Genomic DNA, 4,478 nt, shown 5'->3' with positions numbered 1-4,478 from the left:
CTCTTAAGAAAAATAAACCTTCCATAAATTGCAATTTCGACTTTCCTCTAAATTATAACCTTATCCCGAATTGACGTTAATATTCCTGATAATATTGAAGGCAAGAGCGTAGAAGATTTGGTTGAGGCGATTGACATTATCCCAGGTTCAGGGGAATTTGTTTATGATTGCCTAATACAGTATAAAACCATTACCAATTCTTTGGGGGGTATCATCAGTAAAAAACCAATAAATTCCAATAATTATCATAACATTGCTGATAGTGTTTATAGTCTGGATCAAATGAAAATTATATGTCCTAATATCAAATGGGTTGCACCAGTTGTATGCTGGTTTGGCGATAGTTTGGATATTAAAAATTGTACTATCAAACCTGCCGTAGAATTTAATGATCCGCATACCCAATACTCAGAACAATGGCAAGTTAGTAAATATTTACGTGATACGGCAAGATTAGTATCACGAGATGCAGATAATTTCCCTAAATATGGTGGTACAGTCAATGATGCGAGTATCATACGTTACTTACAGGAATTAAAACGTAGAAACTTTAAAATCATGTTTTATCCAATGTTTTTTCTGGATATTTGGCAAAAGCCATGGCGGGGTCATTTGACAGGTTCGATAAGTTCGGTAGTAGATTTTTTTAATAAAGATCAAGGTTATAATGATTTCATTCTACATTATGCTGAGTTAGTTAAGGATCATATTGATAGTTTTGTAATCGGGTCTGAGTTAATAGGTTTAACTAGTATCAGAGATCAACATAATAATTTTCCTGCTGTTATGGAACTGATAAAACTAGCAAAATTAGTTAAAAATATCGTTGGTGACAATGTACTTGTGACTTATGCCGCAGATTGGTCAGAATATCACCATACAAAAGACGGATGGTATAATTTAGATAAGTTATTTGCCTCAGAATATATAGATTTTGTTGGTATTGATGCTTACTTTCCTGTAACAAGAACGGTAAATTCCAGAATTTCGTCAGAAGAAATCATTAAAGGTTGGCAATCAGGCGAAGGATATGATTACTTTGTAGATGACAATAATAGTCAACGTCAATTATCAGAAGATTATGCTTGGAAGAATTTAAGATATTGGTGGGAGAATTATCATCGCAATCCTGATGGGATAACAACAGAATGGCAACCAAAAATGAAGAAAATTTGGTTTACAGAGTTTGGTTTCCCTTCTATTGATAAAGCAACTAATCAACCTAATATATTCTTTGATCCTTTATGTATTGATGGCGGAGTACCAAAATATTCTACTGGTGAAGTTGATTTTTCCATTCAGCGTAAAGCTATACGGGGATTTATTGAATATTGGCAAACACAAGAATATATCGAACAAATGTTTTTATGGACTTGGGATGCCAGACCTTATCCAGCTTGGCCCCATAATAATATTTGGCGAGATGGTAACTTATGGGCAAAAGGACATTGGGTGAATAATAAGTTTGGGGCTTGTAATTTAGCGGCAATAATTCTTGAATTGTCTTATAGATGCAATATTCCACTAAAGAACATCGACATATCTACTCTTGATGAAGCGGTAGAAGGGTTGGTATTAAATAAAGCGTTATCTTGCATTGATATTATTAACTCTCTAAGGATTATATATTTCTTTGATATCATAGCTTATCAGGAACAAATTAAATTTACCAAGCGTGGATATTCACCTCTCTGTAAGGTTAGTTCAAAAATATTGGTTAAATTATCAAGCAATAGTTATTTAGAACAAATGGAAATTTCTAAAACTAGCATTATTAGTAAATTAGGGCTAAACTTTATTGATCGATGTGATAATTATAATAATGGTTTTTGCCAAATAAATAGTGAGAATTTTTCACATAGAGCTATTCCAGTCTTAAGGCTACCTATTATACTATCTTGCCTGGAAGCGGAAAGATTAGGGCAGCTAATCCTAAAAAATGCTGCTACTGAAACTAAAATTTTAAGATTTATCATGCCGGCAAATTTTATCAAATATCAACCGGGGGATTTTGTCTTATTGTATTATCGGAATTATCAATATCAAATTAGGATTATCTCCATGAAATTATCTCGTTTAACAGTAGAAATACAAGGAATTATCGATGAAGTTGAAAATTATGGCGGTTTCTATAATTAATGATTAACCTTACATATGACATTTAATATAGATTCCGCACCGAAGCGGGAATGACAATGGAATGCGGAAATGACAAATTTTACGTTTAAAGATAGATTTTTTATTAAGACTATTATAATAAACTAGGAGGCTACCTACGATAACTATAGTCAATTCAGGGGGATTTGGTGCTAGGAGCGACGAGTGACGACGTCACCAACTTCTCATCAATTGACTATAATTAATTATATAGTAACAATTATGTTACTATATAATTAATTTTTATCTAATAATTAGCAACTTATTTCATCTATTGCTTGATTTTCTTAAACAAGATTAGTTACTATGCTGTAATAAGCTATATAATATTTATTATTAAACTTAAATTTTATGAGGTTGTTATCATGCCAACATTACAAAAGATGTTTCTCTCGCTCTCAGGAGGCGGGATCAAAGGAGTCTCTCAGTTGGTTGTGCTTGCAAAAATCGAAAAAATTACAGGCATGCCTATATCTAAATTATTTGACGGTATTGCTGGTACTAGTGTCGGTGCAATAATTACAGTTGCATTGACACGCCCTAAAGAACCAGGCTCAACAGAACCGCTTTTTTCAGCAGAAAAAGTTTTAGAGATGTTTGAAAATAAAGCAGCTGAAATTTTTCCACCAAAGTTTGGAGGAGGGTTTCTTAAAATATTTAAGCATCAATATAGCCAAAAACCTCTTAAAGCAGCACTAGAAGAATATGCAGGTGATACTACTTTGGGAGATAGTGTAACTCGTGCTTTTATTTCTGCTTTTGACGTAAGTGGTAAAGAAGATAATCCTAATAAGTTTTGGGATAGTGATAACCCTGCTGACAAAGGTATTCTTGCAAAATGGGCAGCTCGTTGTAGTGCATCTGCTCCTACCTATTTTCAACCTGTTATTGACGAAGATAATGGTACTGCTTTTGTTGATGGAGGGTTAGGGGCTAATCGTCCGGCTGCGTCAGTCCTAAAAAAGCTTAAAGAAGGATTAAATATTGAGCAACAAAGAGAAATGCTAAAAAACACGACAATTTGTGCTCTTAATTTTGAACCACCGGATATACCAAGAGAGATACCATCAAAAAAACTTGATGGTTCGATAGGTTGGGTAACTAAGGGAAACCTGGTGAATAAAATTCTGAGAGCTAATGAAAAGGATGCTACGGATGAAGTTAGGCGAGACCTATCGGAAGATGGACAATTTATAGAAATTGTACTTAATCTGCCAAAAGGATGTACGAAGTTAGATAATGTTAGTCCATCTAATATAGCTAAATTAAAAGAAGTTGGTAAGAAATATGTCGAAGATAATAAAGAATTGATTGAAAAGCTATGTGAAACATTGGTTAAGAATGTTCAAGCTAGAGAGGAAAGCTTAAAACTTCATGAGGCACAAAGTGTTGAGGAGTCTAGTGTTCTTAGCGAGGATAAAGAGAACGATAATATTGACAAAAAAGGACAAGATAAGGATACTGTTAATACTCACGTAATATCAGAAGAATTTGAAGCAAAATTAGCGATAAACTTAACTGAGAAACAAGCTCAGTCTTTAAAAGAAGGCTTGATGAAATTATCACCCAAAGAATATGATGTTCTGCAAGTATTCTTAAAAGGATTAAATGACGCACAGCTTGAAGCTTTGTCTGCTCACCTGCCTTTAATTGCTGATGGCAATTTTAAAAATATCAATATATCTGAACTTAGTCATTTTCAGAATAAATTTCTTAAATTTTTCAGTTCAATGTTTGAACATGAAGATAATATTATTAATGAAGCTATTAGCTGTGCTGATCAATACCGTGCTGCAGAAGAAGTAGCTTGTGATGGAAGGGGGTCAGAGGTGGCACATTATGTTGATATGGTGTATTAATTGGGGTGTCTATAAAGCTGATCGCTAAGTGTAATTGCGAGGAGGTTTCCGCTTTCGAAGCAATCCATTTTTGTATCATCCCTACTTGCCTTAGTGTCATCCATGCTTCGGTGCGGGGTCTTAGATTCCCGCCTACGCGGGAATGATGGTATGGACGAGTGAAGCGAAATATGCTTTACTTGTACGGAGTCAGCTGAAAAATAGTTTTCAGCTGCTCCAAATTAAATAATAATTTAATTAATAGGTCCATACCATGATAAATAATAGCATAAAAAATACTATAATAGGAATAGATTTAGCAAAAAATAGTATGCACTTGGTGCAAGTCGATCAAAATGGCAAAAAAATAGGTTACCAAAAAGTTACAAGAGATGAGTTAATAGCCTATTTAAGCAATCTCGATAAAAGTTCATTGGTAGCTATGGAGGCATGTGGAGGAGCTAATTATTGGTCACAGGAAAT

General features: G+C 34.0%; 2 protein-coding genes and 1 pseudogene. All 3 read left to right on the top strand.

Annotation, left to right across the window (positions count from 1 at the left end; all coding sequences use genetic code 11):
• Positions 1–117: 117 nt before the first annotated feature.
• Positions 118–2,139: a baseplate megatron protein TIM-barrel domain-containing protein gene (locus tag RiCNE_RS06020; protein WP_239832735.1), complete on the top strand. Its 2,022-nt coding sequence runs from the start codon at positions 118–120 to the stop codon at positions 2,137–2,139.
• A gap of 383 nt (positions 2,140–2,522) precedes the next feature.
• A complete protein-coding gene (locus tag RiCNE_RS06015; protein ID WP_094649681.1) occupies positions 2,523–4,016 on the top strand; it encodes a patatin-like phospholipase family protein in 1,494 nt (497 codons plus the stop codon).
• A gap of 253 nt (positions 4,017–4,269) precedes the next feature.
• Positions 4,270–4,478 (top strand): annotated as a pseudogene (locus RiCNE_RS06010) (IS110 family transposase); the annotation flags it as partial.

The sequence above is a fragment of the Rickettsia endosymbiont of Culicoides newsteadi genome (genome assembly GCF_002259525.1).
Taxonomy (GTDB): Bacteria; Pseudomonadota; Alphaproteobacteria; order Rickettsiales; family Rickettsiaceae; genus Tisiphia.
Note: the sequence above shows the minus strand (reverse complement) of the source record. Positions and strands in the feature narration are given on the sequence as shown.

Coding starts and splice junctions, on each gene's coding strand:
- RiCNE_RS06015 (WP_094649681.1), top strand. CDS start 2,523: ATGCCAACATTACAAAAGATGTTTCTCTCGCTCTCAGGAGGCGGGATC.